Source organism: Halobacillus trueperi (assembly GCF_003386945.1).
Classification (GTDB): Bacteria; Bacillota; Bacilli; order Bacillales; family Halobacillaceae; genus Halobacillus; species Halobacillus aidingensis.
In genome coordinates this window covers 69600-94181 of record NZ_QUAE01000010.1, presented here as the reverse complement: position 1 = coordinate 94181, position 24582 = coordinate 69600, and the positions used below count along the sequence as shown (strand labels likewise).

The following is a 24582-nucleotide window of genomic DNA, read 5'->3' as shown; positions in this document are numbered from 1 at the left end:
TATCATTTTATTTTAAATGGAGGGAGGACTTCTTCCCCAAGCTCCTGCACCACTTCCTTCACTGGTCTTTTGTTTTTGGAAAGACCGAACATTAAATGATTAACGCCGATGGAACGATACTGCTCAATCAGATCTTTCAACCCATTTCTTCCAACTTTATATCCGGCAGGTATTTTTTCAGTAGGAGCATCTGGGTTTTCTTCGAGCTGCAAAGGAAGTGGCATAAAGAAGGGACGGAATGCGGATTCGCCATGGAAATGCTTCACTTTCTCCCTGTACTGAAAGATAGTTTCTTTCTGTTGAGCTGGACGTTGTGGGTAAAACATCCATCCATCTCCATGTTCAGCAACCCAATCCAGTGTCTGTTGACAATAGCCTGTCATAAAAGTCGGGATCCGCTTTTCAGGCTTTGGTACGATATTTGAACGATTCATGGTGCCAAAAGAAGAGCGAACCTCAGGGAATTCATTATAAATCGCTTCATTGAAGAAATGGAATGCTTCCCTGAACCACTCACTTCGCTCCATAATGGGGATATTCAATCCTTCAAAGTCCTTCCTGCGATCTCCGGATGAAATTCCGAACATCAGTCTTTCAGGGAAAAGTTTTTCAATACTTGCCACTTCTTTTGCTGTCCTTAACGGATGGCGAAGCGGCATGACAAGGGCTGCTGTACCTAAATTGATTTTTTGCGTATGGGCCGCCACGTAGGTTAAATAAATTAAACTGTCAAAAATCTGCCCTGTTGCTGGGTCTTCAAAAGTCGGGTCTTCTAATAGCACGTCCTGGAACCAAAGAGAATGAAAGTTTAAACCTTCAGCTAGTTGTGCCATTTGAATTTGGTTCTTCATCTCTGGAGGGGACTGGTCATAGTTTTCGATGGGGATGGTCAAGCCGAATGTGATTTGGTCTGGCTGCAGCATTCGCTGATAACCGTGATGGTCTTGAAACAAAAGGAACCCTCCTTATTTTAATCGACTATTTTCTATTATAATGAGAATTTCCCTAGAAAACTAACCATAGAGGTTAAACATAAAGCAAAGTTATTCAACAATATGGCAGGATTCTTGAAGACTCAGTTTGGAGATAACAGGGATTCGTTTGCCGTATTCAGAGTCAAGGGTGGCTGGGAAGCTACTCGCTTTCCTGTGGGGGAGCGCCGAGCTTCCTCGGACTGCGTCCTGCGGGATCTCGCCTACCTCCTTCTCCCACGGGAGTCTCGCAGCTTCCCAACCACCCCATTCACTCAACAAAAGTCTCGAAACTGAGTCTTCAAGTATTGGGAGCTTATATGAAGAAAAGGGAAATAAAAAAGCTCCCATAATAAGGGAGCTTTTTGCGTGATTATAATATATAGATGGTCAGATAGAGGAGGAGGGTTAGAAGAGTCGATCCTCCTGCAACACTTGCGATTTCTGTGGCATCGTATTCAATTCTTTTTTTCATAATTGTGATCCCCTTTCGAATGACTGGAATTAAAAACGGAGCGGACTAGTTTTAAAACATTCTACTTAATAAGACGATTGAATAGTCAGAAAGGTTTCATTTATATTACAATAACATATCAAAAACATTTCAACCAAATGTGACAAAATACGAGGGCAGTGGGAAAAAGGCGATATAAGAGGAGGTTTGAAAATTCTGATATAATGGAAGAGGTTTTCTTGGTGGAAGAATCTACATAAAAGAGAGGGGAAGTCATAATGGGAACATATGAAATGACTTGGGATTTAGACTCCATTTTCCATGGAGGTAGTGATTCGGAAGAGATGAAAGAGTATGTGAGGAAAACCGAACACCTGATGGATGATTTGGAAGCATCCATTCGTACGTTTACACCTCCCAAAAATACAGACCAAACAGAGGATCTCAACAAGATTGTAGAAATTGTGCAAATGGTGACAAAGCAATTAAGTGAATTTGGCGCATTTGTAAGCTGTTTAAGTGCACAAAATGTTCATGATAAAAAAGCGAGTATGTGGCAATCGAAAAGAAGTGAACTGGGTGCACGCTTAGGTAATGCATTAACTGAAATGGACCAGGTGTTTGTTCAGGTGGATGATGATGTTTGGAAATCCTTATTGAATCAGGCTCCTTTTAAAGCGATTTCTTTTGTTTTGAATGAGAGACGTTCTCTTGCAAAGGACAAATTAGAAGTCGGAAAAGAATCTCTCATCAATGACTTAGGCGTGGATGGTTATCATGCATGGGGACAAATGTACGATGCCCTTGTAGCGAAGTTATCCATTGAGATGAATGGGGAAAAGTTATCTGTGGGACAAGCATCTAATCAATTGGATAACCCAGACCGTTCGGTGAGAAAGGAAGTGTTTGATAAACTACAGGATACATGGGGAGAGGTTTCGGATCTGTTCACAGAGACGTTGAATCACTTGTCAGGTTTCAGGCTCCAGACCTATAAGCACCGCCATTGGGAAAATGTATTGAAAGAACCGCTCGACTACAATCGGATGAGCCAGAAGACGTTGGATGCCATGTGGGAGACGATTACGGAATATAAAAAGCATTACGTGCCCTATTTGAAGAAGAAAGCAGAAAAGTTGGGGCTTGAACAATTGAGCTTTTACGATGTAGAAGCACCGATTGGAGAGGCCGATCAGAAAATGAGCTTTCAAGAAGGGGCGGAGTTTATCATCCAGCAATTCAGGAAGTTCAGTCCCAAAATGGCGGATTTTGCTGAAATGGCTTTTGAGAAAAGGTGGATTGAAGCAGAGGACCGTCCTGGAAAACAACCAGGTGGGTTTTGCACAAGCTTCCCGGACAGCGGGGAAACAAGAATCTTCATGACGTATTCAGGCAGTCCTTCCAGTGTAGCGACACTGGCACATGAACTTGGTCATGCCTATCATCAGTATGTGATGGATGAATTACCTGAGTTGAATCAAGGGTATGCGATGAACGTTGCTGAAACGGCCTCGACGTTTGCAGAGATGATTGTTGCAGATGCGGCCGTTAAAGAGGCCGCTACGGAGGCTGAAAAACTTGTGCTTTTGGAGGATAAAGTTCAGCGTAGTGTAGCCTTTTTCATGAATATTCATGCCAGGTTCTTGTTTGAAACACGTTTTTATGATGAACGCAGGCAGGGAGTCGTTTCAACGGAAAGGCTGAACGAGTTGATGACAGAGGCTCAACAAGAAGCCTACGTACAAACGTTAGAGGAGTATGATCCGACATTCTGGGCTTCCAAGTTGCATTTCCACATTACGGATGTCCCTTTCTATAACTTTCCATACACCTTTGGTTATCTGTTCAGCATGGGAATCTACGCCAAAGCCCTTGAAGTCGGGCCAACGTTTGAAGACCGCTATATTGCCTTGCTGCAGGACACAGGGAGGATGACCGTGGAAGAGCTTGCGAAGAAACATTTGGATGTAGATTTAGAAAAGAAAGATTTTTGGGTGCATGCATTGGAATTATGCCTATCTGACCTTGAGTCATTCATGGATTTGGTCTGATTAAAAGGAGGAGTGAACAATGGAACAAAAGTTGATCCCTGAAGAAGAAAAGGAACGCCGAGTTTCCCAGTTAGACGGTTGGAAGCTTACGGATGAAAAGTTCATTGTTAAGCGGTACCGTTTTCAAGAATTCCTGACGGGCGTCCAGTTCGTCAATCATATCGCTGAGTATTCCGAGGACATTCAACACCATCCATTCATAAGCATCGATTATAAAATGGTTACACTTAAGCTGACCTCCTGGAATGCGAAGGGACTAACCGAACTTGACCTTTCCTGTGCTAAGAGATATGACGAACTTTATGATTCGATCAAATGAAAAGAAGCCGCTCCCTACACTGGGGCGGCTTCTCTTATGAAGAGGATGATTGGTCTAAAGACTTTACTTGTTCATCTGTAAATAATGGCGAATCTTTTGCAGGCATGGCCAAACACTGGATTTCCTTTTCTGTGAAAGGGTGAATCAGCGTGAGCCTCGCAGCATGCAGAGCCTGTTTGTAATCGATGCTTCCTTTTCCTCCGTACATTTCGTCCCCTAGGAGCGGGTGTCCGATATGACTGAGATGAACGCGGATTTGATGGGTTCTGCCAGTTTGTAATTGTAATTTCACAAGGGAAGCATCGTGGGTGGAATTATATGAAAGAACTTCGTAATGTGTTTCTGCATGTTGGCCACCTTGTGAGACGCGTCTTCTTACAGGATGATGACGGTCTTTTCCGATTGGTTGTTCGATTTTTCCACGACGCGGCTTCAGCTTTCCGTGAGCCCATGCTAAATACGTTCTTTTAATTTTCCGCTCCTGCAACTCTTTTCCCAGCATGGCAATAGCAAGATCATGCTTGGCAAAAAGGATGGCCCCCGACGTATCCCGGTCCAGGCGGTGGACATATTTTGGCGTGGACTCAATGCCATTCATTTGAAAATAAAAGGCGACTCCATTTACAAGGGTGTCATGTTCGTGCGGTGTATTCGGATGTGTGAACACACCTGCGGGTTTATTGACGACCAGCATATGATCATCTTCGTAAATGACATCAATATCCATATAAGTCGGGGTCACTTCAAGTGGTTGCGGGCGGAAAAGCCGGACACGTAAAATGTCACCACTCTTGACTTTAGCTGTCTTCCAATGAGGGCTCTCATTGTTTAAAGTCACTTCTTTGTTGGAACGGAAACTATGCATCAACTTTCTTGGTACATTCCATTCCTTCTTCAGAATTTTTTCAACTGTAAACCCGTCCCACTGATCAGGGATGATGACCTCAAGCCAATCCCCCATACGTTTCGTCTTCATTTCTACACCTAATTTCCTAAATTACTGAATACCCGTGGCGTTAATCGCACATATTGGTACCAAGTACGAACTGCCCTATATTGTACTCTTTCCAGTACCATTTACGCAATCACCTCTATGTTGTACCTGGTACACCTGGGAATAAATGGGGGGTCAGGCTTGGGAGGTATGGAGTGTAAGACTGTAACAGCAGAGCTGCTGGCTGTTTGAGAGGATGTCCTTAACCTTCTGATGTTAACGATATGTAAAGCTGGTATCTATGGTAATAGAACTATGTTATAATAGAAGGGTTGAATAATTTGTGATACGAAAGAGGTGTGTGCTTCATGCAACACAGAGATGATATTCGTAATATAGCGATCATCGCGCACGTTGACCACGGAAAAACAACATTGGTCGACCAAATGCTTCACTATTCCGGAACTTTCCGTGATAATGAGCATGTCGATGAGCGCGCCATGGACTCTAATGATTTGGAAAAAGAACGCGGAATCACGATTTTAGCCAAAAATACCGCCATCAATTATAATGATGCGCGTATAAATATTCTTGATACCCCGGGTCACGCTGACTTCGGTGGAGAAGTAGAACGTATTCTTAAGATGGTTGACGGTGTACTTCTTGTTGTCGATGCTTATGAAGGCTGTATGCCTCAAACACGTTTTGTGTTGAAAAAAGCATTGGAACAAAAATTGACACCTGTTGTCGTATTGAATAAAATCGACCGCCCGAATGCTCGCCCGGATGAGGTTGTCGATGAAGTTCTCGATCTGTTCATCGAGCTTGGCGCTGATGATGAGCAGTTGGAATTCCCTGTCGTTTATGCTTCTGCATTAAACGGAACTTCTGGAGATGAACCAGAGGATCAGCAGGAAACAATGGATCCAATTTTCAAATTGATCATGAACAACATTCCAGCACCTGTAGATACAAAAGAAGAACCATTACAATTCCAAGTGACGTTGCTTGATTACAATGATTATCTTGGCCGTATCGGAGTTGGGCGTGTCTTTAATGGCTCAATTAAAGTAGGTCAGCAAGTATCCTTAATGAAGAAGGATGGATCAGTGAAGAACTTCCGTGTTTCCAAGTTGTTCGGTTTCATTGGTTTGAAACGTGTTGAAATTGAAGAAGCAAAAGCGGGAGATATTATCGCCCTGGCTGGCTTGGAAGATATTAACGTCGGAGAAACGGTCTGTCTGCCTGAACACCAGAATGCGATGGAAATCCCTCGTATTGACGAACCGACACTACAAATGACGTTCCTTGTCAACAACAGTCCGTTTGCTGGTCGAGAAGGAAAGTATGTAACGTCCCGTCAAATTGAAGAGCGTTTGATGACACAACTTGAGACAGATGTCAGCCTGCGTGTCGATCCAACAGATTCTCCGGATGCCTTTACGGTTTCAGGACGTGGTGAACTTCACCTTTCCATCCTGGTGGAAAATATGCGTCGTGAAGGGTATGAGCTTCAACTTTCCAAGCCGAAGGTAATCCTGAAAGAAATCGATGGACAAACGTGTGAACCGGTAGAACGTGTTCAAATTGATACACCTGAAGAATACCAAGGTGCGGTTATGGAATCCATTGGTTACCGCAAAGGTGAAATGCAGGACATGGTCAACGATGGTAATGGCCAAGTACGTCTCGAGTTCCTTGTTCCATCTCGTGGACTGATTGGATATTCGACAGAGTTCATGACACAGACACGTGGTTATGGAATTTTGAACCATACCTTTGATGGCTATGCGCCACTTGTAAAAGGTCAAGTCGGCGGCCGTCGTGAAGGTGTTCTTGTATCCCTTGATAAAGGAAAAGCATCCACTTATGGAATCATGAACCTTGAAGATCGTGGAACCATTTTCGTTGAACCTGGTACTGAAGTGTATGAAGGAATGATCGTCGGTGAACACAACCGTGAAAACGATCTTACCGTCAACATCACGAAAGAGAAGCACTTGACTAATATCCGTTCAGCGAACAAAGATACAACGAACACAATCAAGAAAACTCGCCAAATGACGCTGGAAGAAGCCATTGAGTATCTTGATGATGATGAATATTGCGAAGTAACGCCTGAAAATGTTCGTCTTCGTAAAAAGTACTTGAATAAGAACGAACGTGAGAAAATGGCGAAGAAGAAGAAGCTTCAAAACACAGAAGTATAATGACTCAATAGAAAAGCCCGGCGCATATCGGTATGCGCCGGGCTTTTTGTTATTTACTGAATAACTTCGATGTCCTCTTTCTGGTGTCCGTGAATGTCCTCGGCTGGTTTCTCATAATGAATATTGATGGTGTAGGAACCAGATTCAGGGAACGTATAGTTCGCTGTGTACTCCCCGGGTTCCTTTTCTTCAGCATCGATATACATGTGTTTTTCCATTTGATCCGAGCTGATTTCGTAGCGCACAAGCGCTTCAGAAAAAGGTTCTTCCATGTGGTTGATATGTGTAGTCAGTGTCGAAGCTTCTCCAGCCTTAAAGGTTTGCTCTGTCATCAAGTGGACCATGAACTTTCCGCTACTATCTTCATGTTCGTGTCCACTGGCTTCAGCTTGCTGCCCAACGGCCACCTCGTTTTGAGGCATCGTATGAAGGTCATCTACCTGAGTATGAGCAATCACCTGATACGTACCTTCTTTAGAAAAGCTATGAGTAATCGTGTACACTCCGCTTTCTGTATGATTTGCTTCGAACGTTTCAGATGAATCCTGTCCATCTTCACTGTTCCAAATTTCGAATTTTACATATTCTGCATCCGGAACAGGTTCTCCGCCTTGGGTGACAGATGCTTGAATGGTCGTTTCTTTGTTTACAGGAAGTGGTTCATGCTCAAATTCTACTTGTACTTCAGGAACTTCAGCTGCTTTGTTACTTTCCTCCGCTGATGAGGAGTCCTGCTCGTCATTGTTTGCGGAACAAGCACTTACCACAAGTAATAAAATAATGAATAAGAATACTTTTTTCATTAGGTATCTCCTTTATCTGTGTATTGGAGTTTTGAAAGTGAACACCTACAATCAGGATATCATCTAAAGCTTTGACATTCTTGCTTGATTTTAGACTATCTTGTGACAATACTTGATGATTTAACAAAAAAAGAGGGGAGCTTTTTAAAGCTGCCCTCTACTCGACATTGTCGTTATTCCAATCATACGTGTAAAAACGTTCGTCTGTTACCCATTTCAATGCTTCGGGGTCATTGACCTTGATGCCCTCTTCGAGCATTTCAAGCATTCGTGCGGTTTGTGAGATATGGGCGCGCATCGCTGCTAATTTTTCGTTTTGAACGGAACGGATGTCATTGATGACATCAGGCTGGCCCAAGTTCTCTTCCGTATCATTAGCAAAAGCTACAGCGTGAAACTTTGGTCGATCTTTTTCATCGATTTCCCTCAAAGCCCTCACTACTGCCCGCGCAGTCGCTTCATGATCGGGATGGACGGCAAATCCAGGATAAAAACTGATGACCAAAGAGGGTTGAAGTTCATCAACTAAATGGCGGACCATAGCTTTCATTTCACCATCATCTTCAAATTCAAGCGTCTTATCTCTCAGTCCCATCATGCGAAGGTCTTCAATGCCCATCGCTTCCGAAGCTTTAATCAATTCTTTCCTTCTGATTTCAGGCAGGGACTCTCTCGTTGCGAACGTAGGTTTTCCAAGATTGCGCCCCATCTCTCCGAGCGTGAGACACGCATAGGTAAGGGGGGTTCCTTGTTTTATATAAGATGAAATGGTCCCGGAAACTCCGAAAGCTTCATCGTCAGGATGCGGGAAAATAACGAGTACATGTTTTTCTTGTTCGATCATTTCTTTCACTCCTTCAAGAGGATCACTAACCTACATTATTGCTTAAATCAGAATAAATGAAAAGTCATTTGTTTATAAGCTTCCCTCTATCCATATTTAACATTTCACTATCGCTCCCGGTTGTGGAAGACTCAGTTTCGAGACTTTTGTTGAGTGGACGGGGGCTGCGGGGAATAGCTCGCTTTCCGCGGGAGCGCGGTGAGCCTCCTCGGACTGCGTCCTGTGGGGTCTCACCATGCACTTTTTTCCCGCAGGAGTCTCGCCATTCCCCTCCGCCCCTTTGCCAAATAAGGCTCTCGAAACCACTTCCCGAATAAACAGCTTACCATTGTTATAGAAGTTGGTGTAAATGCCAGCGCATGTATGTATTCTTACACATGCTATAGCAGCGTTTTCCAGCTGGAAAGCAGTGCTTTTGCAAGAAGCTACTTCGCGTATGTGGGTTCGTTTCTCTCCTGTATGGAATGGGGTGGTTGGGAAGCTGCGAGACTCCCGTGGGAGAAAGGAGATAGGTGAGATCCCGCAGGACGTAGTCCGAGGAAGCTCACCACTCCCCCACAGGAAAGCGAGTAGCTTCCCGGCCACCCCTGAAGCTCATCCCAAGTAACGAACCCCGAAACATCTTGAAATTGAGTCTTCCATAATCCTGCCAAATACTTTAATAACTCTCTTAAGTGAGCTTTAGGTTTATGTTCTCCCTTTTAAAGGAAAGCAATCTTTAGATTGTAAAATGAAGGGAGTTTATGAACATGGAAGAGAGAATCGAGTATTTGACTGATTGGCTGCGTATGAAGACAAAAGAAGCAGGGGCTGATGGGCTTTTGGTCGGAATCAGTGGAGGGATTGATTCCGCAGTTGTTTCGTATTTGATTAAACGTGCCTTCCCTGAAAATTCTTTAGGAGTAATCCTACCGATTAACCAAGGCGTTGAAGACCAAACAGATGCTCTGGATGTCGTGGAAGGTGCGGATCTTGATTATGTTGGTATTGAATTGACCGATGCTTATCAAACGACTTACGACACTATTAAGAACCAGTTAAATGAAAAAGGTGATTGGAATGATGAGAAGTCACAGCTTGGTGGGGCGAATCTTCAAGCACGTCTCCGTATGAGTACGCTTTATGCTGTAGGGAACAACTATAATTATCTTGTCGTGGGGACAGATAATGCAGCGGAAGATTATACGGGATATTTTACGAAATACGGAGATGGAGGAGTCGACCTCGTTCCTCTGATCAATTTAAGAAAAGAAGAAGTAAGAGAAATGGCCAAGGTGCTGGAGGTCACGGACTCTATCGTTCATAAAAAACCGAGTGCTGAACTTTGGGAAGGGCAGACAGATGAAGAAGAACTGGGAATGTCTTATGATACGATTGATGCTTATTTGAGAGGAGAAAAAATCGACCCCAAAGATGAAAAGAATTTGAAAGAACTTCACAAGAAAACCGAACATAAGCGCCAAATCCCAGCAGGCCCTGAGCGGTTCGAAGGAGAGTGATTGTCCAATTATGAAGCAGGATACAGCAATGATCATCATTGATATGATCAATAAAATGGACTTTGATGGTGGAGAGAACCTACTTGAAAACAGTCTCCCTGTAGCCGAGCGTTTACACAACTTCAAGAAAGAGGTGAAGCAGCAAGGAGTACCAGTGATTTATGTGAACGACAACTTCGGGCTTTGGCAGGATAACGCTTCTGATTTGTTGGAAGAGTGTAAAAAAGGAATAGGAAAACCTGTCGTGGAACAAATGGAGCCTGCTGAAGACGATTATTTTATTATTAAACCGAAGCATTCGGGATTTTTTGGTACACAGTTAAGTATTCTCTTAGACCATTTAGAAGTGAAAAACCTAATTTTGACTGGAATTGCTGGTGATATCTGCGTTATTTTCACAGCGAACGATGCCTATATGAGGGAATACAACCTTTGGGTGCCGGAAGATGGGACAGCTTCTGAGTATAAAGAAGATAATGAAAATGCCTTGAGAATTATGAAACGATCGTTGGCTGCCAGAACCGATTCTATGGATATCAATCATTTGAAAACCATTTTCAGCAGTTGACAGTATGGAGTACCTGTCATATATTATTAGGGAACACAGGTGATGGTTTCACGAATGTAACTTTTAACCCGTGAAGGAGAAATGATTTATGAGTGTGGTTGTTCTTAACTAATCCATGAACTGGATACGTCCTGAAAAAAGTGTGCGAAAGCACGCTTGGTTTGTTATACCTTTTTTCAGGAACAGTTAAGAACAAGCATAAGCATAGCCGGATAAATCGATCCTAAAAGCTATGACTGGCTTATTCAGTCATAGCTTTTTTTCGTACATTCGTGGAACTACATTCTATATGTGTCCCTACGGAGTCCGCAGCGAGCTATCTTCAGCTTGTTGCGGACTTTTTTATTTATATGATCACCTGTCAAAACGAGGAGGAAAAACATTGAACCAACAAACATATGAAAGTTTAGGCTTGAACACTATTTTAACAAGGGTCAGTGATTTCGCTCATACCGATCGAGGGAAAGAAACGATTTTAAGCTTGCAACCATCCAATGACCAAAAGAGGTTGGAAAGAATGCATGAGGAAGTCAAAGAGGCAAGAGCCATTATAGATCGTCACAGTCATGTACCCATTCATACCCTTGGTGACATTCAGGCTATGATTGATCAAGGGAACAAAGGAATCTATATCCGTCCGCAGCAATTTGGTTCCCTTGTTTCTTTTCTGGAGCATTGTACAAAATTGAAACGGTTTATGAATGATAAGCAGATTCTTGCGCCGACCATCTCTTTATATGTTGACTCTATCGCGGATTTATCCCAATTGGAAGAAGAGATTTATGGGAAAATACGCCATAGGGAAATCGATGAGTCTGCAACGAAAGAGCTGGGAAAGCTTCGAAGGAAAATAGATAAAACTCATAGTGATATGAAGACCAGAATGGAAAGTTCAGCTAAAAAGTATAGCTCTCTTCTCCAAGAAGCTAGGCCAGTGGATAAAGGGGGGCGTCTGACCCTTCCTGTCAAAAGAGAAAACAGGTCCAAAGTGAAGGGTGTCATCCTTGACCAATCTTCTTCTGGAGCGACGTTATTCATAGAACCAAATGAAGTGACTTCCCTTCAAGAGCAGGTCCAACTCTTGAAAATGCAGGAAGAGCAGGAGGTGGAACGGATCCTCTATGCGTTAACTGCCTCTGTTCTGGAAAAGGAATATGAATTGAATATCGCTATGGAAACGATGCACCAGTATGATGTTCTTTTTGCTAAAGCGAAATACAGCAAAGCGATTGATGGTCATTCCCCGGCGTTTTCACAAGGGGAAATTGAGATCAAGGAGGGGCGTCATCCTCTACTAGGGGAAAAGCCGTTCCGCTGAATCTCCATATGGGTGTGGATGATCAAGCCCTGCTCATTACTGGGCCGAATACAGGAGGGAAGACGGTAACGTTAAAAACGGTCGGCTTGTTTTGTTTGATGGCCCAATGTGGTCTGCCGGTTTCTGCACAGCCCGGCACCAGGTTACCTCTTTTCCAATATGTTTTTGTTGATATTGGAGATGGGCAAAGTATTGAAGAGAATTTGAGCACCTTCAGTTCAAGACTGACGAACTTGATTGATATTTTGCAACAAGCCAATGATCATTCCTTACTTCTTATGGACGAAATCGGTTCAGGAACAGACCCTGGAGAAGGGATGGGATTAGCGACTGCGATTCTGGATCAACTCGCCAACAAAGGCTCGACCATTTTGGCGACCACTCACTATAGTGAAATGAAAACCTATGCCATGGAGAAAGAAGGGTTCATTAATGGAGCGATGGCCTTCGATTTGGAAACCCTTAAGCCTACGTACCAGCTGCAAATAGGAACAGCTGGGAAAAGTCAGGCGTTTGATATCGCCTATAAATTAGGACTGCATCCGGAAATCCTCAATCATGCTTATGGCATCACATATAAGCAAAAAGGGTGTTTTACGAAAGAGGATAAGCTTTTGAAAACTCCGTCCTATGCCAAGCAAGTGGCGATCAATAGGCACAGGCAGAAACGCCAAACTCAGAAAAAAGAGAAAGCAGGTTTTCAAATGGGGGATAATGTATGGATTCCTGCAGAAGAAGAAATGGGTATTGTCTATAAAGGGCCGGATGCTTTAGGCAATTACGTCGTCCAAATCAAAGGGGAAAAGAAAGAATACAATCATAAGCGCTTGAAACTCCATATTTCAGCCGATGAATTATACCCAGAGGATTATGATTTTGATATTATTTTCAAATCCAAGGAATATAGGAAGGTTAAAAAAGTATTGGATCGGAAACATGTCGATGGCTTAACTTTAGAAGATGAAGAATAAAGGGAGAGTGTTAGAATTTCAATTGGCACGTATAGGCGTGTTATTCTGAGTTAAACAGCGAAAAGGGGGGAAGAGGGTGAAGAAGCGGACGAAATGGGTCATGATTATAGCCGTACTTTCATTAGTTGCTGTTCTTGCCATCCCGGAAGCTTATGCCTATTTAACAAAACGAAATTATGATAGTGAAGCTGTGACAGCAAATGAGATCCCTGAAGGATACGAGGTGGCGACTCTTTCGGGTGGATGCTTTTGGTGTATGGAGCCTCCATTTGAAAAACTGAAAGGCGTCCATAGTGTCGTATCCGGTTATACGGGAGGGGAAACAGAAAATCCTTCTTACGATGAAGTATCTTCCGGGGGAACGGGCCATATCGAATCTGTCCAAGTCTATTACGATCCAGACGTGATTTCCTATGAACAGATTCTCGATGTCTTCTGGAGACAAATCAACCCGACCGATGACGAAGGTCAGTTTGTGGATCGAGGGTACCAATATACGACCGCCATTTTCTATCACACACCTGAACAGCGGGAAAGCGCTGAACAATCCAAACAAGAACTCCAAAATTCCGGTCGCTTTCAGAATGAATTAGTTACCCCGATCCTGGAAGCGGAAGAGTTTTACAAAGCAGAGGAATACCATCAAGATTATTACAAGAAAAATACTTTAAGATACGATTTTTATCGTGGGAACTCAGGGCGCGATCAATATTTAGAGGAGAAGTGGGGAGAGGACTTAGAAGTGGATCTTCCTAAGAAATAATCTTTTTCATTGGACGCCATCTTTTATACAAAAACAAAACCCCTTCGCGGAGCGAAGGGGTTTAAATCATTGAAATTCAATAACTCTCTGTTTCTTTAGGAATGGAAGGATTCGCATCCGTATCCATACTTGTATAGCCTACGTAACTGAAACCGATGACAATAATCATAAGAATGGCAAGTAAAATTCTTCTCATTATATTTCCTCCATCACTACAAACGACAGAAAAAAGCAGGTTTTGTCGAATATTGTAGATTGTTGCTTATTCCATTGTAAGCTTTCGAAAATAACATTACAAGCCTATCCTTCGTCTAAGAGACCATTTTTAAACCGATAACTCCGGCAACGATACAAGTAATGAACAACAGACGTTTTCGATTCGCTTTTTCTTTAAAGAAAAAGATGCCCAGCAAAACGGTACCTGCCGACCCAATTCCTGTCCATATCCCATAAGCCGTTCCGATTGGAAGATCTTTTAAAGATAAAGAAAGGAAATAGAAGCTCGCTGCACCTGCAAGTATAGCCATGAACGCCGGTTTGCGTTTTTGAAAGCCATCCGACAGCTTCAAGAAGAACATGGCCGTCATTTCTCCTACTCCAGCCATCATTAAAAATACCCATGCCATGCTTATCCCTCCTGTTGTACCTGTTCTGAAGTGGTCTCAGACATTTTCAAACCAATAATGCCTGTAATTAGAAGCGCAATAAAAAAGACTTTCCCAGCTCCGCCTCCGTCGCCAAGAAAGATCATCCCGATTAAAGCTGTACCTGCTGCGCCAATCCCTGTAAATATCGCATAACCTGTTCCAATATCAATCACTTTTAATGCTTTGGTGAAAAAAGTGAAGCTGATAACGATACAAATGACGGTAATAGTTGAAAAGAGGGGATCCGTGAAGCCCTCTGACAATTTCAAACCAACAGCCCATCCGATTTCGAAAAAAGCACCAAAGAATAAATAAATCCATGCCATCGTTTCATACCTCCCTAATGCTCCGGGTTTTTAATGCCAAGCCAGAAGATTTGCCAACTTGCTTCCTGTCTTTTTTCAAAAACATCCCGGTCATAAAAATTTTCTTCCAGAAACAAACCGTCAATCAACGTATAAAATGCGGAAGTCAGCGTATTTGTAGAAAGAGGGCGGATAATTTCCTTCTCTATCCCACGTTCAAATACCGGGCGGATAATCTCAGTCATACAGTCTTCCACCATCAAGAAAACTTTCTTAATTTCATCTGCGAATTCTTCGGGCGGAAAAAAGGTTACACGCTTGAAAAACATACCTTCTGTTGAATGAGCCATATGTTCCAGGTAGACACGATAGATCTCATGAAGATGATCAGCCACTGAGTCCTGATGAATGGATCCTGATTGATTCATCAAATGACTCTTTTCTCTTTCACCCACGTCATAAAGAACATGAAGAAAGATATCTTCTTTATTATCAAAATGGTTATAAAGAGAAGGCTTCTTTATTCCAACAGCTTCCGCAATATTGGCAAGGGTTGTATTCTCATATCCAAAATTGGCAAAGAGCTTGAGACTCTCTTCAATAATAGTTTCTTTTGTCATTCAGCTCTCTCCTTTTACTAACTAACGTTTGTTAGTTTCATTTTACCACGGCAGATGAACGTTGTCCAGAACTCTAATTTCGACATGTTTAGTCATGATTAATGAAGGGAATGCTCTGTAATAAGAGGACTTATACCATAAAAGGAAATGGTGAAATGGCACATAATTTTTTTCAAGGTGCCTGATACTAAAACAGAAGGGGATTGAATCGGTGAACCAATATAAACTGGATCGATACGAAGGGGCTTATGCGATTTTGGTCGAAGAATCCGAATTTAAGAATGAACTTTCTGTACTCAGAGAAAGGCTTAGCTTTGTAAAACCAGGAGATTATGTTGAAATAGAATTCGATTCCATTGGTAACCTTAAACATGTAGCTATTTTATCTAAATGTGACAAAATGGAAAAAGCTTAAGAAGAAGTGCGTCAGCGGCTCAGAAACTGAACCGTTGACGCACTTCTTCTTTTTCTTCCACAAAAGCTCCCTATTCTTGAAGACTCAGTTTCGAGACTTTTGTTAAGTGGATGGGGGCTGAGGGGAATAGCTCGCTTTCCGCGGGAGCGCGGTGAGCGCATATCGCGAACCCTTAAGGGAAGCCTTGCCTAGTTGAAATAATGAATGACCATTCCTGGCCATGGATACGGGGTCAGGGAAACGACGATTTGCGGTGTTTTGGATCAGTCAGTAGAAAAACACACACGTTCGTTTCTCCATTCGCTTTTCATGCGGACGTTTCCCAGACCCTATTCCCACGCCTTATTTGTGCAGGATCTTTGGTTAAAACAACTCTATAACGGCGCGGGTGAGCAGGTCTTCCTTACAGAACTCGGCAGGTTACTGTTAGAGGGTTTTGAGAACCTCATATGGCAAAGGGGCGTAGGGAAACGGTGAGACTCCTGTGGGAAGTGCGTGGTAGATGAGACCCCGCAGAGCGTTAGCTCGAGCAGGCTCATCACTCGCCCACGGAAAGCGAACCTTTTCCCGGAGCCCCTAAGGTCCCACAAAAGTCTCGAAACTGAGTCTTACACAATCCTGCCATTAAGTTGAAGATATGGAAGGGGATTGTTATTTATTCATAATATTTAGACAATAATGTTGAATTACCTTGCATTTCTTTTGTATATCATCATAATAAAAGTAAGAGATTTGTACTGGGGGGATAATCATGCTGTTACGGAATGCGATGGACCTTTTAGATGAGGGTGTATTGATTAGTGATGAAGAATACACAATCACATACGTAAACCCCGCCTACGTAAAGATGTTTCAATTAGAGGAAGAACGGATCGTTGGCGAGAAACTTAATCATCTGTATCCGGATTTAGCACCAGAAAAGAAGCTCCTTTCCAAGTCCATCCAAGAGAAAAAAGACATCGGTTTTGAAGGTATGGATTTTCATTGGCAGGGAAGGGACATGGTGCTGCACTTTTACACTAAACGCTTCACTCATGAAGGGGAGAGCTTTGTTCTCATCCGTATATTCGATATGACGGAGCAGTCAAAGAAAGAGAAAGAATTAATCCATATGATTGAAGAAATGACAGCGAATATTGTAACCATTGCTAAAGGATATGCCCTCCTACCATTGCAGCCAATTTTGAGAGAAGAACAGCGCGATATTTTATTGGCAAGAGTACCTGTTTTATGTCAGGAACAGAATGTGAGCCGACTTGCCATCCAGTTTTCGGGGATTACATCAATTGATGAGGAATGGGCGGTCCTTTTGAAAAACCTTATGATGAGTCTTAGATTGTTGGGCATTGAAGTTGTCCTTGCTGGAATGCGTCCACAGGTAGTGATGCAATTTGTGCAAAACCATATCCAATTGGACGGGGTCCGCACATTTATGAATGTGCAGCAAGCGACGAAGTATTTCTTGGAAACGGGGTTGAAGCCGAGGTTCGAATAAAAGTGAAAAATACCCCCTCCATGGGAACGGCAGGCCCGGTCCTTATGGTTTTACGGATGCCGGCCTCTATTTGTAATTCTAAGTATCTGCCTATAGAAGCATGAAGGAATTGAAATGGGGACCTTCGCCTTTTACTCCGTTGTAGAAGAGCAATTCCGAACTCATCCTGTATTCCGCCCTTAGCTATGACATGGATAAAATCAAGGGGAGAAGCCCTGATTTTATCTGAAGAAGGTCATAAACCTGATCTTTTTAAGCTCAACAACCTTTCCCATTCGTTTCTTTCCCCTGAAAAAATACAAATTCGGAGAAGGGCGACTTTCCTGAATACGATCCTTATTTTCATAACTTCCACACAAAACAGTAACGGTTTTTAGTGTTCCTTCTTTATTTATCATCTCTTGATATGATTCAGTAAGTCACCCCATCCACATTTCCCCTGAGGCATTTTTTCTGCTCAGGGGATTTCTATTATCCTCATCTTTCATTCAAGTAGAGAACACAGACTGTCTGCTGTCTAATGTGCTATAATACAAACAAATGTTCTTGAAAGGTGATCGATATGGAAGAGCTACTGGACGGACTAAATCCATCACAACAAGAAGCGGTCGTATCTACAGAAGGGTACGTCCGTGTCATCGCCGGTGCAGGTTCCGGGAAGACCCGTGCCTTAACTCACCGCTATGCATTCATCGTGAATGAGCTGGGGATCGACCCTGCAAATATTCTATCTGTAACTTTTACGAATAAAGCGGCTCATGAAATGAGGCGAAGAGTAAAAAAGTTGATCGGAGGGGAGCAGGACACAGGTTTTATAACCACCTACCACGGTTTTTGTGTCCGTGTCTTACGTGAAGATATCCACCGGCTTTTTTACCCGAAGAATTTTGTCATTTTGGACGTGGAAGATCAGAAGATTCTCCTAAGAGAGATCTTTGAAGATATGGGGTTAAAACTGAATGATAAAACGTTCAAAAGGATTCTCGATAAGATTGGAATTCTTAAAGGGAACACACATTATGTACAACAAATGATTTTACGTGGAGAAATGCCTTCTGTGGATGATTCGGGAGACCTTGACAGTCAGATTATTCAACAGTATCTCAAGAAGCAAAAGCGAGTGTATGGGCTGGATTTTGATGATTTACTCAACTTTGTCTTTACTCTTTTTGATCAGAATAAAGAAGTACTGGAAAAATGGAAGGATCGACTTTATTATATCCAGGTCGATGAATTTCAGGACAGCAGTTTGAAACAATTCGAACTTGTTAAAATGCTTGCTGAAAAACAGGGGAATTTATTTGTTGTCGGTGATCCTGATCAAACCATTTATGAATGGCGTGGAGCCGATCCTAAGTATATGGTGGATTTTGAGAGTTACTTCCATGATGCTCAGACCATATTTTTGAAAGAGAATTACCGCTCGACACCGGAAATTCTCTCCTTGGGAAATGCTTTGATCCAGAACAATTATTTCAGGGTAGATAAGGACATGCTTCCTGTCAATCCACCTGGTGTGAAGGTGGTTCATTATCATGGAAAAGATGAGATTCAGGAATCTAAATGGATTGTGAGTAAGATTAAACAGGTCGTGGCAGAAAAGAAGGCGAACTTGAGCGATGTGGCCATTTTGTATCGAGCGAATTACTTATCCCGTTTTGTAGAACAGGAACTTATTGCTGAAAATATTGAATATAAAATATTTGGAGGCTTCAAATTCTTTGACCGGTTGGAAATCAAGGATGCGCTCGCTCACTTGAGGATGATTGCATTTCAGGATGATTTGTCTTTCAGTCGCATCGTAAATGTTCCTAAACGACAAATTGGCAAGAAGCGGATGAGTTTTCTCAGGGAGAAAGCAGAGGAGGATGGGCTTTCCTTATATGAAACCTTGAAAAAATATGTAGAGCATGATCAGCTGAGGCGTACAGGAGCACGAACTTTTATCGAAGCGGTCGAGTATTTGAAGAAAATTAGAGGCAAGAGAAAAGTATCGGAACTGCTTCAAGAGGCTATGCAGGTGACGGGGTATGAAGCCTACCGGAGGGAAGACGGTGACCAGGAGAGATTGGATAATATGGCAGAGCTTCTTCATTCCATTGTCCAATATGAGCAAACGCTTGGGGAAGACATTTATTTGGATGAATACTTACAAATGATCTCCCTCTACACAGACGACGACAGGGCTGACGAGGTGCCATCTGTCAAACTCATGACGATTCATACAGCGAAGGGCCTTGAGTATCCTTATGTATTTGTTATAGGGATGACAGAAAGTGTTCTCCCGAATGTCCGTGCATTAAGGCAGCGGAAAGAGAGAGGGCTGGAAGAAGAGCGAAGGCTTGCCTATGTAGCTGTAACGAGAGCGGAAAGGGAACTCTTTTTGACTGAATCTGAAGGCTTTCAAAATGGAGGACAGAAGAAATACCCTTCCCGATTTATCTTTGAAGTCGAAGATCGTTTATATGACCGGGTCGGAGAGTTGGATGAGTCTCTTATTGAAGAGGCAAAAGAATATATACGTGCTTCGCATCGTCTTGAGAAAGAGCCTTCTGGTGAATTTTTCGAAGAAGGAACCCGGGTCAAGCATCCTGTTTTCGGTGAAGGTTCCATTGAAGAGGTCGATGAGAAGAAAAACAATTACATGATCTTTTTCGACCGACTTAAAGCTCCTAGGCCGATCAGTCGGAACTTTAAAAAACTAGAAAAACTATAAATTAATCAAAAGAGCCGTCACCATACACGTGACAGCTCTTTTTTAGAAATCCTTGTATAAAGGATTATAGGATTTTATATAGCGTTTGCAACATTCATTGCTTTTTCTGCACGTTCCTCTTCAGGACCATAGTATTCGAGCTGATAGATGACATCGAGATCCCCATCATACCATTCCACAAAAATATGGTCCTCCTTTTCCTGGACACCAGCTACAGCCCCAGAGTTTAATGGGACCTGCAGTTCAGATTCTTGGAGAATGTTCCCTGGTTCATACAGGGTGTTCACCACGGCTTTTTCTGAACCATCCGATTGGTAGAGGACCTCTACTCTCTCGTCTTCCACATTTGACGCAACATGGGTGACTTCGAATGGTACATCTTCAGGAAGACCAAGCTTCTCCTTTTTTTCATCCGATAAGGGATCTACCGGCTGAGCGAACGTCTCAGGATAAGCCGTTTTCAAATCCTCAAGCGATAAATTTTGCGAGGAACAAGCGGCGAGAAAGATCAATGTCGCGAACAGTAGAATTCTTTTCCACATGTTTTCCACTCCTTGAACATAAAAAGAAAAACTTCCGTTCACATTTTACCATACTTTCCTTTATCTGATTCTTAAAAATTCTGATTTGTTTTCAATCCCACCCGTTAGATTTATTCTACGGTATACCAACACGGATGTAGGAAGACATTAAAGGTTATTTTAAAAATAGTCAGATTTTCTTATATAATTTGAAACGTTTAAGGGAATCAAACGTAATAAAGAGTAGACAAATAGAATCAACAGACTGGGTGACGGCTCAAAGGGGAAAATCTTAATCACAGTGAAAGGTAGGATGACATGGAAGCTATTCAAATTCGTACGTTTCTTGAAAAAGATTTTGACGCTGTCCAGCAACTAAATGAAGAAGAAGGATGGAGCGGCCTTGTGGAACGTGGTGAGGAAACGTTATGCTCCTGGCTGAATTCGGAACCAGCTTTGGTTGCGGTGGTGGATGGTGAACTCGTCGGTTTTCTCCGAGGACTGACAGATGGGTCCATCACTTTGTATGTGTGCGATCTGCTGGTGAAAGAAAGTTTTAGAAATCAGGGGATTGCGGATAAATTGATTCAAACCGCTCACGAATGCTATCCAAGTACACGTGTAGAAATGTTAGCATCAACAAAGTCCGAGGGTTACTATGCTCATCAAGGGTACCGCTCCTTTTATGGATTCAGGAAATCTGCTGAAGAAATGTAAAAAACAACTGACTCGATGATATCGGGTCAGTTGTTTTCTTTTATATATTCGGCTTCTTCCTCAGAAGTGAGAAGGCGCTTGGCTTTTCCAATTGTGCCACGCTGCATTTCCCAAATCGTGTTATGGTCAGCTACAGCATTTGAAAAATCCTCATCGGCCCATTTCATTAAAATTTGTTTATAGACATGCTTATGAGTCAAGTCATTCGTTTCCAAATGTTCGAGCAGCCAGGAAATGCGAAGGGAGTGGATTTCAAAAAACGTCCATTTTTCATCTGCTTTCACTTTTTGATGTGACATGCCATGAATGTATTCCTGGTATTCCTTGTCTGTCAACTCCGGCCCTGAAATCTCTCCTCCAAAAGGATTTTTCCCATCTTTCTCATAGGCTCTCAGTTCTTCCGCATTCACTGTTCCTGTGACACCCTGAGCAGTAGATACCCCCTGGGTTTGTACATACAAATAAGCTCCTGCGACGGCACCGATACATAGACAGAACGAAAACCATAGGATTAATCTCTTCATGTACAGCCCCCTTAAAAGTGTTTACCAGTAATTTCTATTATATAGGATGGGGGAGAGGAGAAAAAGAGAATGATCGCAAATAAACTTGTATGACCTCTCCTTAGCTATCGACATAATGAGCTAATTTCGCTGCGAATGAGCGTGGGATGAACTTAGAGGCATAGGCCAATCCCTGGTTCATCACGCCGGGAACAACCACACGTTTTCCTTTCACAAAGCCAAGGAACCCTGACTTGGCTACCGATTCAGGAGACATCGTACTGTTTACAAGTTTCGTGTGCTCCGCTTTCGCTGTTTTGAAGAAATTGGTATCTGTTGCCCCCGGGCATAAGGTGGTAACCGTCACACTTGTATCTTTCATCTCCTCGACAAGGGCTTCTGAAAGAGAAAGGACGTAAGCTTTGGAAGCATAGTACACGGCCATTTTTGGACCAGGCTGAAAGGCAGCCGTGCTTGCTACATTCAATACCCCTTTAGGGATGGAGCGGAATCGGGCCGCTTTGATTTCAGGTAAAAACAGGTGAGTCAGTTCAGTTAGGGCATTGATGTTCACCTGCAACATTTTCTGTTGGTCTAGTAGAGGGAGGTCCTCAAAAAGTCCATTCAAACCAAAACCAGCGTTATTTACGAGAACAGTAACATGGAGGCCTAGTTCTTTCACCTTACTATACACAACTTCAGCTGCTCCAGGCTCTGATAAATCCTGAGGAATGATCGTAATCGGATGACCGTCCAGTTCCTCTTTTAACTGATGAAGCTTGTCTTCGGATCGTGCAACGACAATCAAGTGATACCCTGATTTAGCGAATAGACGGGCAAGTTCGTATCCAATACCGCCCGAGGCTCCTGTGATCAATGCAGTTGGCTTCATGTAAATCTCTCCTTTAACAACTTCATATGCAATAGATGCTAACAGTCTATACCCTATTACCAAGAAGAACAAATCACACGTCTGATTACCATAAATAACCAGACCAGGTCATCCATAATTTGGATGACCTGGTCTAGTATGTTTTGGCTATACAATCTCTTTTCCTTTTAGTGTTTGAATGGCTCCGAAAAGTAGGAGAACAATCGTAACAATGGTAAATAGACTTGCTAACCAAAGGTCTTGCCCGACTTCTCCGGTTCTTAGTAAGGAAGGGAGATAGGAAGTAATGTTTGTTGGACTCCATTCCAAAAGGTGAGAAAAGACACTTGTGATCAAATTTAATACAATGATGATACTAATCGTTAAAAACAAAACAAGGCCTGGGGTTTTCGTCCATGTGTTCATGAAGAGGCTTATGCTGATGACGAAGATAATATACAGGCCATAAAAGCCAGCCGTACTCAATACGTGAATGAAAGATACGTCACCAAAAAGAAGTTGAACATAATACCAGCTTGCTATTAGGCCGACAAGAATAGAAAGAAGAACAAGTGTGACATGGGCTGCCCATTTGGCGGTCACATAGGCGGTATAGGATACCGGCTTTACTAGGATCAGCTCGGCCACCCCTGATTTACGTTCTCCGGCGATTGTTCCCATCGTAATCAGGGCTATGACGAGCACACCGAGTGTATTGATTTGTGAGATGCTCATCATGAATACATTGGCCGCCGGCGGAGTCGGGATATCAAAGGTCGCGCCGTCGGGGAGCCCTCCGGTAGATTCAAGTATTTGAGGGAGATAATAAGTTGTCAAAGGATCTATGATACAAAAAAGAATAAAGACAAGAGGAACCCAAACCCACTTGTAATTTCTGGCGGACTCCAGGCATTCCTTTTTATAGATGGTCAGCCATTGCATGCTCGTTCACCACCTTCATGAATAGATCCTCAAGCGTCGTCTGTCCTACTTCAAAGAAAAGAAGCGGCCATTGTTCCTTAGTTACAAGCTCTAAAAGAACATCTCGAGCTTCAGGCACATTTCGTACATAAACATGGATCTTTTGCTTTTGGATATCTGTATGGGTGACGAATGGGAACTCCTCCATTTTTTCTTTGTATGCTTCTATGTTCCCGTCAAAACGTAGAGTGATCTTATCTACCTGATGTCGTTCTTTGACGTCTTGAAGAGAGCCTGATTCTACAATAGCTCCTTTGTGCATGAGCAGGATTTCATCACTGGCCTCCTCCGCATCACCTAAGATATGTGTTGAATAAAGCAACGTAGTTTCTTGTTTCAACTCTTCCATCAAGTTTAATACATCTCTCCGGCCGATTGGATCTAAAGCGGAAACCGGTTCATCAAGCAGGAGAACACTCGGCTTGTGGATCATGGCTTGTGCAATCCCGAGTCTTTGCTTCATCCCCCCGGAGTACTTCGATATTTTTCGATTCTTGGCATCCGCGATCCCGACACGATCCAGTAATTGGTCCGCTAGTTTTTGAGATTCCTGCTTAGGGATATGGGAAAGACGGGCGACGTAGTGAAGGAATTCCTTACCGGTCATCCAACTGTGAAACTGCGGATGTTGAGGCAAGTAACCGATGTATTTGCGAATATCTCCTTTTACTCCATTCGCGAGTTCCACTTGGCCGGAGGTGGGGTGCATGAGCCCTGCGATCATTTTTAATGTGGTGGTTTTCCCTGCACCATTGGGGCCAAGCAAAGCGACGCATTTCCCTGATGGCAAATCGAATGTGATGTTCTTCACTGCATATTGTTTATCAAATGTTTTCGTTAAATTTTTCAGTTGAATCAAGACTCATGACTCCTTCCGAAAATAAAATAAGCGATGGGGCCGATCGTGTTGATGAATAAGATGATAAGCGCCCACATCCATTTTGGGCCATTTGTAGTCTCTGCACGAAATAAACTTACAAGAGCTGTAATCATTAAAACCAGTTGGATGATGAGCAGGGGAGCGATGATCGCTATATTCTCGTTAATGATATCCATGACATTTTGAGTGAGTAACATGACATCACC

23 protein-coding genes and 1 pseudogene are annotated in these 24582 nt (G+C 42.8%); 11 read left to right on the top strand and 13 right to left on the bottom strand.

The window, feature by feature from the left end; genetic code table 11:
- Positions 1-2: 2 nt before the first annotated feature.
- Complete coding sequence (locus DYE48_RS13370; RefSeq protein ID WP_115824086.1) at positions 3-923, bottom strand: TIGR03571 family LLM class oxidoreductase; 921 nt, start codon at positions 921-923, stop codon at positions 3-5.
- A 780-nt stretch (positions 924-1703) separates the two neighbouring features.
- On the opposite strand from DYE48_RS13370, the gene DYE48_RS13365 reads away from it, so the two are divergent.
- Together DYE48_RS13365 and DYE48_RS13360 are read left to right on the top strand one after the other, a co-directional pair.
- Complete coding sequence (locus DYE48_RS13365; RefSeq protein WP_115824069.1) at positions 1704-3476, top strand: M3 family oligoendopeptidase; 1773 nt, start codon at positions 1704-1706, stop codon at positions 3474-3476.
- A 19-nt stretch (positions 3477-3495) separates the two neighbouring features.
- Positions 3496-3795 carry a 4a-hydroxytetrahydrobiopterin dehydratase gene (locus tag DYE48_RS13360; protein WP_115824068.1) on the top strand — a complete coding sequence of 100 codons (300 nt, stop codon included), beginning with the start codon at positions 3496-3498 and terminating at the stop codon, positions 3793-3795.
- A 34-nt stretch (positions 3796-3829) separates the two neighbouring features.
- Here the strand turns inward: DYE48_RS13360 and DYE48_RS13355 are convergent, their stop codons facing one another.
- Positions 3830-4771: an RluA family pseudouridine synthase gene (locus DYE48_RS13355; RefSeq protein ID WP_115824067.1), complete on the bottom strand. Its 942-nt coding sequence runs from the start codon at positions 4769-4771 to the stop codon at positions 3830-3832.
- 326 nt (positions 4772-5097) lie between these two features.
- Here DYE48_RS13355 and typA point away from each other — a divergent pair, with 326 nt between their 5' ends.
- Entirely contained in the window at positions 5098-6939 is a 1842-nt protein-coding gene (gene typA, locus DYE48_RS13350) for a translational GTPase TypA (RefSeq protein ID WP_115824066.1), read from the top strand.
- A 53-nt stretch (positions 6940-6992) separates the two neighbouring features.
- Here the strand turns inward: typA and DYE48_RS13345 are convergent, their stop codons facing one another.
- Together DYE48_RS13345 and bshB2 are read right to left on the bottom strand one after the other, a co-directional pair.
- Positions 6993-7742, bottom strand: a complete 750-nt coding sequence (locus DYE48_RS13345; protein WP_115824065.1) for a FixH family protein — start codon at positions 7740-7742, stop codon at positions 6993-6995.
- 157 nt (positions 7743-7899) lie between these two features.
- Positions 7900-8586: a bacillithiol biosynthesis deacetylase BshB2 gene (bshB2, locus tag DYE48_RS13340; RefSeq protein ID WP_208599197.1), complete on the bottom strand. Its 687-nt coding sequence runs from the start codon at positions 8584-8586 to the stop codon at positions 7900-7902.
- A 749-nt stretch (positions 8587-9335) separates the two neighbouring features.
- Between bshB2 and nadE the strand changes: the two genes are divergently transcribed.
- The 4 genes and pseudogenes from nadE to msrA all read left to right on the top strand — a co-directional run bounded on the left by nadE (position 9336) and on the right by msrA (position 13705).
- A complete protein-coding gene (gene nadE, locus DYE48_RS13330; RefSeq protein ID WP_115824063.1) occupies positions 9336-10085 on the top strand; it encodes an NAD(+) synthase in 750 nt (249 codons plus the stop codon).
- Positions 10086-10113: 28 nt separating this feature from the next.
- The gene (locus DYE48_RS13325) at positions 10114-10653 is read left to right on the top strand and encodes a cysteine hydrolase family protein (RefSeq protein ID WP_425269303.1); all 540 of its coding nucleotides are present in this window, start codon (positions 10114-10116) and stop codon (positions 10651-10653) included.
- Positions 10654-11035: 382 nt separating this feature from the next.
- Positions 11036-12942: pseudogene (locus DYE48_RS21595) on the top strand (endonuclease MutS2).
- A gap of 76 nt (positions 12943-13018) precedes the next feature.
- Complete coding sequence (msrA, locus tag DYE48_RS13315; protein ID WP_244199428.1) at positions 13019-13705, top strand: peptide-methionine (S)-S-oxide reductase MsrA; 687 nt, start codon at positions 13019-13021, stop codon at positions 13703-13705.
- Between the two features lie 311 nt (positions 13706-14016).
- Here msrA and DYE48_RS13310 read toward each other — a convergent pair whose 3' ends face one another.
- Genes DYE48_RS13310 through DYE48_RS13300 form a run of 3 tightly spaced genes read right to left on the bottom strand, consistent with a single transcriptional unit; the run spans position 14017 to position 15277 of the window.
- Positions 14017-14331 carry a DMT family transporter gene (locus DYE48_RS13310; RefSeq protein ID WP_089653917.1) on the bottom strand — a complete coding sequence of 105 codons (315 nt, stop codon included), beginning with the start codon at positions 14329-14331 and terminating at the stop codon, positions 14017-14019.
- 2 nt (positions 14332-14333) lie between these two features.
- Positions 14334-14678 carry a DMT family transporter gene (locus tag DYE48_RS13305; RefSeq protein ID WP_115824061.1) on the bottom strand — a complete coding sequence of 115 codons (345 nt, stop codon included), beginning with the start codon at positions 14676-14678 and terminating at the stop codon, positions 14334-14336.
- A 14-nt stretch (positions 14679-14692) separates the two neighbouring features.
- Entirely contained in the window at positions 14693-15277 is a 585-nt protein-coding gene (locus tag DYE48_RS13300) for a TetR/AcrR family transcriptional regulator (RefSeq protein ID WP_089653915.1), read from the bottom strand.
- A gap of 211 nt (positions 15278-15488) precedes the next feature.
- Here DYE48_RS13300 and DYE48_RS13295 point away from each other — a divergent pair, with 211 nt between their 5' ends.
- From DYE48_RS13295 to DYE48_RS13280, 3 genes are all read left to right on the top strand, one after another.
- Positions 15489-15692 (top strand): hypothetical protein, encoded by a 204-nt coding sequence (locus DYE48_RS13295; protein ID WP_089653914.1) that lies wholly within the window; start codon positions 15489-15491, stop codon positions 15690-15692.
- A gap of 751 nt (positions 15693-16443) precedes the next feature.
- Positions 16444-17187 carry a PAS domain-containing protein gene (locus tag DYE48_RS13285; protein WP_115824059.1) on the top strand — a complete coding sequence of 248 codons (744 nt, stop codon included), beginning with the start codon at positions 16444-16446 and terminating at the stop codon, positions 17185-17187.
- 562 nt (positions 17188-17749) lie between these two features.
- Entirely contained in the window at positions 17750-19903 is a 2154-nt protein-coding gene (locus tag DYE48_RS13280) for an ATP-dependent helicase (protein ID WP_115824058.1), read from the top strand.
- A 74-nt stretch (positions 19904-19977) separates the two neighbouring features.
- Here DYE48_RS13280 and DYE48_RS13275 read toward each other — a convergent pair whose 3' ends face one another.
- Positions 19978-20445 carry a hypothetical protein gene (locus DYE48_RS13275; RefSeq protein ID WP_115824057.1) on the bottom strand — a complete coding sequence of 156 codons (468 nt, stop codon included), beginning with the start codon at positions 20443-20445 and terminating at the stop codon, positions 19978-19980.
- A 297-nt stretch (positions 20446-20742) separates the two neighbouring features.
- Here DYE48_RS13275 and DYE48_RS13270 point away from each other — a divergent pair, with 297 nt between their 5' ends.
- Positions 20743-21141 (top strand): GNAT family N-acetyltransferase, encoded by a 399-nt coding sequence (locus tag DYE48_RS13270; protein WP_089653909.1) that lies wholly within the window; start codon positions 20743-20745, stop codon positions 21139-21141.
- Between the two features lie 26 nt (positions 21142-21167).
- Here DYE48_RS13270 and DYE48_RS13265 read toward each other — a convergent pair whose 3' ends face one another.
- The 5 genes from DYE48_RS13265 to DYE48_RS13245 all read right to left on the bottom strand — a co-directional run bounded on the left by DYE48_RS13265 (position 21168) and on the right by DYE48_RS13245 (position 24573).
- A complete protein-coding gene (locus tag DYE48_RS13265; protein ID WP_115824056.1) occupies positions 21168-21665 on the bottom strand; it encodes a DUF6241 domain-containing protein in 498 nt (165 codons plus the stop codon).
- A 100-nt stretch (positions 21666-21765) separates the two neighbouring features.
- Positions 21766-22536, bottom strand: coding sequence for an SDR family NAD(P)-dependent oxidoreductase (locus tag DYE48_RS13260; protein WP_115824055.1), 771 nt, complete (start codon positions 22534-22536; stop codon positions 21766-21768).
- A gap of 147 nt (positions 22537-22683) precedes the next feature.
- Entirely contained in the window at positions 22684-23457 is a 774-nt protein-coding gene (locus DYE48_RS13255; protein WP_115824054.1) for an ABC transporter permease, read from the bottom strand.
- On the bottom strand, positions 23435-24355 hold the full coding sequence (locus DYE48_RS13250; RefSeq protein ID WP_115824053.1) for an ABC transporter ATP-binding protein: 921 nt from the start codon (positions 24353-24355) through the stop codon (positions 23435-23437). The genes DYE48_RS13255 and DYE48_RS13250 overlap by 23 nt, the downstream gene beginning before the upstream one ends.
- Positions 24352-24573, bottom strand: a complete 222-nt coding sequence (locus DYE48_RS13245; RefSeq protein WP_244199427.1) for a PLD nuclease N-terminal domain-containing protein — start codon at positions 24571-24573, stop codon at positions 24352-24354. The genes DYE48_RS13250 and DYE48_RS13245 overlap by 4 nt, the downstream gene beginning before the upstream one ends.
- Between the last annotated feature and the right edge of the window lie 9 nt (positions 24574-24582).

Excerpts from the sequence above, each read along its gene's own strand:
- DYE48_RS13260 (WP_115824055.1), bottom strand. The coding sequence starts at position 22,536 with ATGAAGCCAACTGCATTGATCACAGGAGCCTCGGGCGGTATTGGATAC.
- DYE48_RS13245 (WP_244199427.1), bottom strand. The coding sequence starts at position 24,573 with ATGTTACTCACTCAAAATGTCATGGATATCATTAACGAGAATATAGCG.
- DYE48_RS13280 (WP_115824058.1), top strand. The coding sequence starts at position 17,750 with ATGGAAGAGCTACTGGACGGACTAAATCCATCACAACAAGAAGCGGTC.
- bshB2 (WP_208599197.1), bottom strand. The coding sequence starts at position 8,586 with ATGATCGAACAAGAAAAACATGTACTCGTTATTTTCCCGCATCCTGAC.
- nadE (WP_115824063.1), top strand. The coding sequence starts at position 9,336 with ATGGAAGAGAGAATCGAGTATTTGACTGATTGGCTGCGTATGAAGACA.
- DYE48_RS13305 (WP_115824061.1), bottom strand. The coding sequence starts at position 14,678 with ATGGCATGGATTTATTTATTCTTTGGTGCTTTTTTCGAAATCGGATGG.
- DYE48_RS13360 (WP_115824068.1), top strand. The coding sequence starts at position 3,496 with ATGGAACAAAAGTTGATCCCTGAAGAAGAAAAGGAACGCCGAGTTTCC.
- DYE48_RS13300 (WP_089653915.1), bottom strand. The coding sequence starts at position 15,277 with ATGACAAAAGAAACTATTATTGAAGAGAGTCTCAAGCTCTTTGCCAAT.
- DYE48_RS13255 (WP_115824054.1), bottom strand. The coding sequence starts at position 23,457 with ATGCAATGGCTGACCATCTATAAAAAGGAATGCCTGGAGTCCGCCAGA.
- DYE48_RS13365 (WP_115824069.1), top strand. The coding sequence starts at position 1,704 with ATGGGAACATATGAAATGACTTGGGATTTAGACTCCATTTTCCATGGA.
- DYE48_RS13275 (WP_115824057.1), bottom strand. The coding sequence starts at position 20,445 with ATGTGGAAAAGAATTCTACTGTTCGCGACATTGATCTTTCTCGCCGCT.
- DYE48_RS13285 (WP_115824059.1), top strand. The coding sequence starts at position 16,444 with ATGCTGTTACGGAATGCGATGGACCTTTTAGATGAGGGTGTATTGATT.
- typA (WP_115824066.1), top strand. The coding sequence starts at position 5,098 with ATGCAACACAGAGATGATATTCGTAATATAGCGATCATCGCGCACGTT.
- DYE48_RS13370 (WP_115824086.1), bottom strand. The coding sequence starts at position 923 with ATGCTGCAGCCAGACCAAATCACATTCGGCTTGACCATCCCCATCGAA.
- DYE48_RS13265 (WP_115824056.1), bottom strand. The coding sequence starts at position 21,665 with ATGAAGAGATTAATCCTATGGTTTTCGTTCTGTCTATGTATCGGTGCC.
- DYE48_RS13325 (WP_425269303.1), top strand. The coding sequence starts at position 10,114 with ATGATCATCATTGATATGATCAATAAAATGGACTTTGATGGTGGAGAG.
- DYE48_RS13310 (WP_089653917.1), bottom strand. The coding sequence starts at position 14,331 with ATGGCATGGGTATTTTTAATGATGGCTGGAGTAGGAGAAATGACGGCC.
- DYE48_RS13355 (WP_115824067.1), bottom strand. The coding sequence starts at position 4,771 with ATGAAGACGAAACGTATGGGGGATTGGCTTGAGGTCATCATCCCTGAT.
- DYE48_RS13345 (WP_115824065.1), bottom strand. The coding sequence starts at position 7,742 with ATGAAAAAAGTATTCTTATTCATTATTTTATTACTTGTGGTAAGTGCT.
- DYE48_RS13270 (WP_089653909.1), top strand. The coding sequence starts at position 20,743 with ATGGAAGCTATTCAAATTCGTACGTTTCTTGAAAAAGATTTTGACGCT.